This is a genomic window from Streptomyces pseudogriseolus, from assembly GCA_002154585.1.
In the GTDB taxonomy this organism is placed as follows: Bacteria; Actinomycetota; Actinomycetes; order Streptomycetales; family Streptomycetaceae; genus Streptomyces; species Streptomyces pseudogriseolus.
Genome location: MUNG01000379.1, coordinates 1 through 4,345 on the forward strand (window position 1 = coordinate 1; position 4,345 = coordinate 4,345).

The window sequence follows — 4,345 nt, forward strand, 5'->3', positions numbered from 1 at the left end:
CCCAGAAGCCACACCCGCCCGTCCAGCCCGGCCAGCCGGGCCAAGGTCACGGGCTCCTCGGTCCCCGTCCGCAGGAGGTCGTCCAGGGGGTGGGGCAGCGCCCCCAGCAGGGCCCCGTCGCCCTGGGCGTCCCAGGGGACGAGCAGCCCGACCGACAGCCCCAGCCACACCCCGTCGGGCGCCCCCAGCAGCGCGGCCCCCGCGATCCTCCGGGGATGGTCGTCGCCGAGCGCCGCGTATGCCGCGGCGGCGACCCCCGCGGCCACCGCCACCAGCAGCACCGTGACGACCGACGAGACCGCCGGCCGCACCACGCGGTGCAGGGCGTCCCAGCCGCGCGGCAGCGGAGTGCGGCGGGACGCCAGCAGCGCGACCAGCAGCACGCCCGCCGACCAGCCGAGCCCGGCCAGCAGCGTCGGCACCGTGTCGACCGTGAACCCCACCGTCACGTCCGCGCCGACCAGGTCCCCCACCTGGTCCGGCAGCAGCTCCCCGATGTCGCCGAGCCCGGGGACGTCCAGTCCACCACCACCCCCGTCCCCGCTGCCCGTGCCCGGCAGGCCGTCCACGCCGAGCGCGGCCATGTCGACGGTGATCACGTCGTGGCCCGCCCACGCCAGACCGCCCGCCGTCGCGACGGACAGCGCGACCACCGCGCCCGCCCGCGCGGAGAGTTCACGGCCGGACACCACAACTCCCGCCGCACGCAAGGACCTCAGGAAGATGAGGGAGAGCAGCACCGCCCCCACCAGCCCCACGCCCAACGGCACCACGTCGAGCGCCGTCTCCGCCTCGGCCCCGGGCAGCCCGAACACCGGCACGTCCCCCGTCGGCGTGACCGAGCCGCCCACCGCCAGCGCCACCACCGCGGCCGCCATCGGCGCCAACGACCCGGCCGTGTCCGCGTCCAGCAGGTGCAGCCCCAGCGCCGCCGTCCCCGCCATCCCGATCAGCGCCCAGCTCACCGCGGCGACCGCGGACATCAGCACGTCCGCCCACGGCACACGGCCGTCACGCCCCGGCCCGGCAACGCCTGTGGCAGCACTCATGGCAGCAGACCCCCCGATCCGCGGAGCGGCCCGGCAGGCCGCGCATGTCCCCCTCGCGTGGTTTACCACTCTCCGGGGCGATTTCAACCCCGGTCCGCACAGGGCCGTCGACGCCTTGTCGCCGGGTCGTGACAGGGCCGACTTCCGGTCGGAGGGCCGCGCCTGAAATAGTTCCCCCCGATGTTCGACATCCCTAGACTCCCTGCGACGGGGGACATTCGGGGGAACAAACTCAGTGGGGCATGGAGTGCCGGAACTCGTACTGGAATCAAACGGACGCACCTGGACGCTCGATCCGTCCAGGGCCTACACCCTGGGACGTGACCCGCAGGGCGACGTCGTGATCGACGACGCCAGGGTGTCCTGGCGTCACGCCACGATCAGCTTCAACGGCCACAGTTGGGTCATCGAGGACCACGGCAGCACCAACGGCACCTTCGTGCAGGGGCAGCGGATCCATCACCTTCAGTTCACCGCCGACACGGCGCTGAACCTGGGCAACGCGACGGACGGGCCGCGCGTGACGCTGTCCGGCGTCGGCGCCGCCGTGCCGCAGGCCCAGCCGCAGCAGCCGTACGCCGCCCAGGGCGCGGGCGCCGGCTGGGCCCAGCAGCCGCCCGCCCAGCAGCAGCCGCCCGCCCAGCAGGGCTGGCAGCAGCAGCCGCCGCAGCAGGGCGTGTCGAAGCAGTCCGCGCCGCACATCCCGCAGCAGCAGGGCCCCGGCGGCGGCCCGGGCGCGCCGGTCTACGGCGACCGCAGCCCCACGACGTTCCACCAGTTCTCGCTCGGCCGCGTGATGCGCATCGGCCGTGCCCTGGAGAACGACCTGGTGGTCTCCGACCTCCAGGTGTCCCGCAACCACGCGGAGTTCCACTCGACGCCCGACGGGCGCATGGAGATCCGCGACCTGGGCTCGCACAACGGCACGTACGTCAACGGCCAGCCGATCCCCAAGGGCGGCTCGCAACTGCTCGGCCCCACCGACATCGTGGGCGTCGGCCACTCGACGTTCCGGATCGTCGGCGACCGGCTCGAGGAGTTCGTCGACACCGGTGAGGTGTCCTTCTCCGCCCGCCACCTCACCGTCACGGTCGACGGCGGCAAGCAGATCCTCAAGGACGTCTCCTTCGGCGTCCCGGAGAAGTCGCTGATCGCGGTGATCGGCCCGTCCGGCTCCGGCAAGTCGACGCTGCTCAAGGCGCTCACCGGCTACCGGCCCGCCAACCAGGGCGAGGTGCTGTACGACAACCGCAACCTGTACAAGCAGTTCGCCGAGCTGCGCCAGCGCATCGGTCTGGTCCCGCAGGACGACATCCTGCACAAGGAGCTGACCGTCAAGCGCGCCCTGAAGTACGCGGCCAAGCTGCGCTTCCCCGCCGACACCACGGCCGCCGAGCGCGAGTCCCGTATCGACGAGGTGCTGCGTGAGCTGAAGCTGGACATCCACAAGGACAAGAAGGTCACGTCCCTGTCCGGCGGCCAGCGCAAGCGCGTGTCGGTGGCGCTCGAACTGCTCACCAAGCCGTCGCTGATCTTCCTGGACGAGCCGACCTCCGGCCTCGACCCGGGCATGGACCGCGACGTCATGCAGCTGCTGCGCGGCCTCGCCGACGACGGCCGCACCGTCCTCGTGGTGACCCACTCCGTGGCCGAGCTGGCGATCTGCGACAAGCTGCTGGTGATGGCGCCGGGCGGCTCGGTCGCCTACTTCGGCCCGCCCGAGGAGGCGCTGAACTTCTTCGGCTACGACACCTGGGCCGACGTGTTCTCCGCCTTCGAGAACTACCGCGACTACGACTGGGCGGGCCGCTGGAAGGGCTCGCAGCACTACCAGATGTACGCCGCGGACATCGACGCGGTCGCCCCGCAGTCCGTACAGGTCCCCGCGATGCAGGCGATGAAGCCGCCGAAGCCGCAGGGCTGGGCGTCGCAGTTCGCCACGCTGGTGCGCCGGTACGTCTCGGTGATCGCCTCCGACAAGGGCTTCCTCGCCCTGTCGATCATCCTGCCGCTGGTCCTCGGCTCGGTCAGCCTGCTCATCGACCAGGGCAAGGACCTGCTGGTCAACACGGAGATCAACCCGCGGACCGGCCGTCCCGTCGCCAACGGCACGGCGCTCACGGTGCTGCTGATCCTCGCGGTGGGCGCGTGCTTCGCCGGCGCCGCCAACTCCGTCCGTGAGCTGATCAAGGAACGCGTGATCTACGAGCGGGAGCGCGCCACCGGCCTGTCCCGCTCGGCGTACCTGATGTCGAAGGTCTTCGTGCTCGGCCTGATCACGATGATCCAGGGCCTGATGATCGGCGTCATCGGCTTCTCCAGCCGCACCGTGCCCGACGAGGGCCTCGTGCTCGGCAGCCAGATCCTGCTGGAGCTGTGCATCCCGATCATGGCGCTGGGCTTCACCGCGATGATGTTCGGCCTGATCATCTCGGCCCTGGTGAAGACCGCGGAGAAGACGATGCCGCTGCTGGTGATGTTCGCGATCGTCCAGGTCGTCTTCACCGGCTGCCTGTTCCCGCTGGCCAACTCGGTCGGCGTCAACGAACTGTCGTACCTGATGCCGTCGCGCTGGGCGGTCGCCGCCGCGGGCACGACGCTGGACTTCAACAACATCAGCCCGCCGGCCAAGGGCGACAGCGCCGACCCGCTGTGGGAGCACACGGCCGCCGCCTGGGCGACGGACATGGGCGCGCTGCTCGCGCTCGGCGTGGTCTGCGGCTTCTTCGTGGCCCGCTTCCTGCGCCGCCACGAGCCCGAGGTCATGCGCAAGTAGTCCCGCCGTACCACCCCGAAGGGCGGCACCCCGTCAGGAGGGTGCCGCCCTTCGGCGTCTGTGTGCGGCTGGAGAGGTCCGCGCCGACCTCTCAGTACGCGCTGTCGACGTTGTCCATGGTGCCGTACTTGTCGGCCGCGTAGTTGCAGGCGGCGACGATGTTGGCGACCGGGTCGTAGATGTCCTTCGGGGTGCCCTTGACGTGGTAGGCGTCGAAGGTCGGCGGGATCACCTGGAGCAGGCCCTTGGAGGGGATGCCCTTCTGGGCGTTGATGTCCCAGAGGTTGATCGCCTTCGGGTTGCCCGAGGACTCCCGCATGACGTTGCGGTGGATGCCCTCGTAGGAGCCGGGGATGCCGTTCTTCTTCATGATGGACAGGGCCTCGCGGATCCAGCCGTCGAGGTTGTCCCCGTACTTCTGCGGCGCGGCCTTCTTCACCTCGGCGCGCTCGGCGGAGCGGCTCGCCGACTCCGCCGCCGCACGGGCCTTCGCGGCCTTGGCCTCGGCGGCGGCCTTCTT

At 71.2% G+C, this 4,345-nt stretch carries 3 protein-coding genes; 1 reads left to right on the forward strand and 2 read right to left on the reverse strand.

The features are described 5' to 3' along the window. Nucleotides 1-1,049: streptophobe family protein (locus tag CCN29_RS28175; protein WP_442538525.1), on the reverse strand; the 1,049-nt coding region annotated here is incomplete at its 3' end. A gap of 247 nt (nucleotides 1,050-1,296) precedes the next feature. Here CCN29_RS28175 and CCN29_RS28180 point away from each other — a divergent pair. Next, the gene (locus tag CCN29_RS28180; protein WP_086685417.1) at nucleotides 1,297-3,825 is read left to right on the forward strand and encodes an ABC transporter ATP-binding protein/permease; all 2,529 of its coding nucleotides are present in this window, start codon (nucleotides 1,297-1,299) and stop codon (nucleotides 3,823-3,825) included. A gap of 91 nt (nucleotides 3,826-3,916) precedes the next feature. On the opposite strand, the gene CCN29_RS28185 is transcribed toward CCN29_RS28180, so the two are convergent. Beyond that, a partial coding sequence (locus tag CCN29_RS28185) for a transglycosylase SLT domain-containing protein (RefSeq protein ID WP_442538526.1) occupies nucleotides 3,917-4,345 on the reverse strand: 429 nt, incomplete at its 5' end.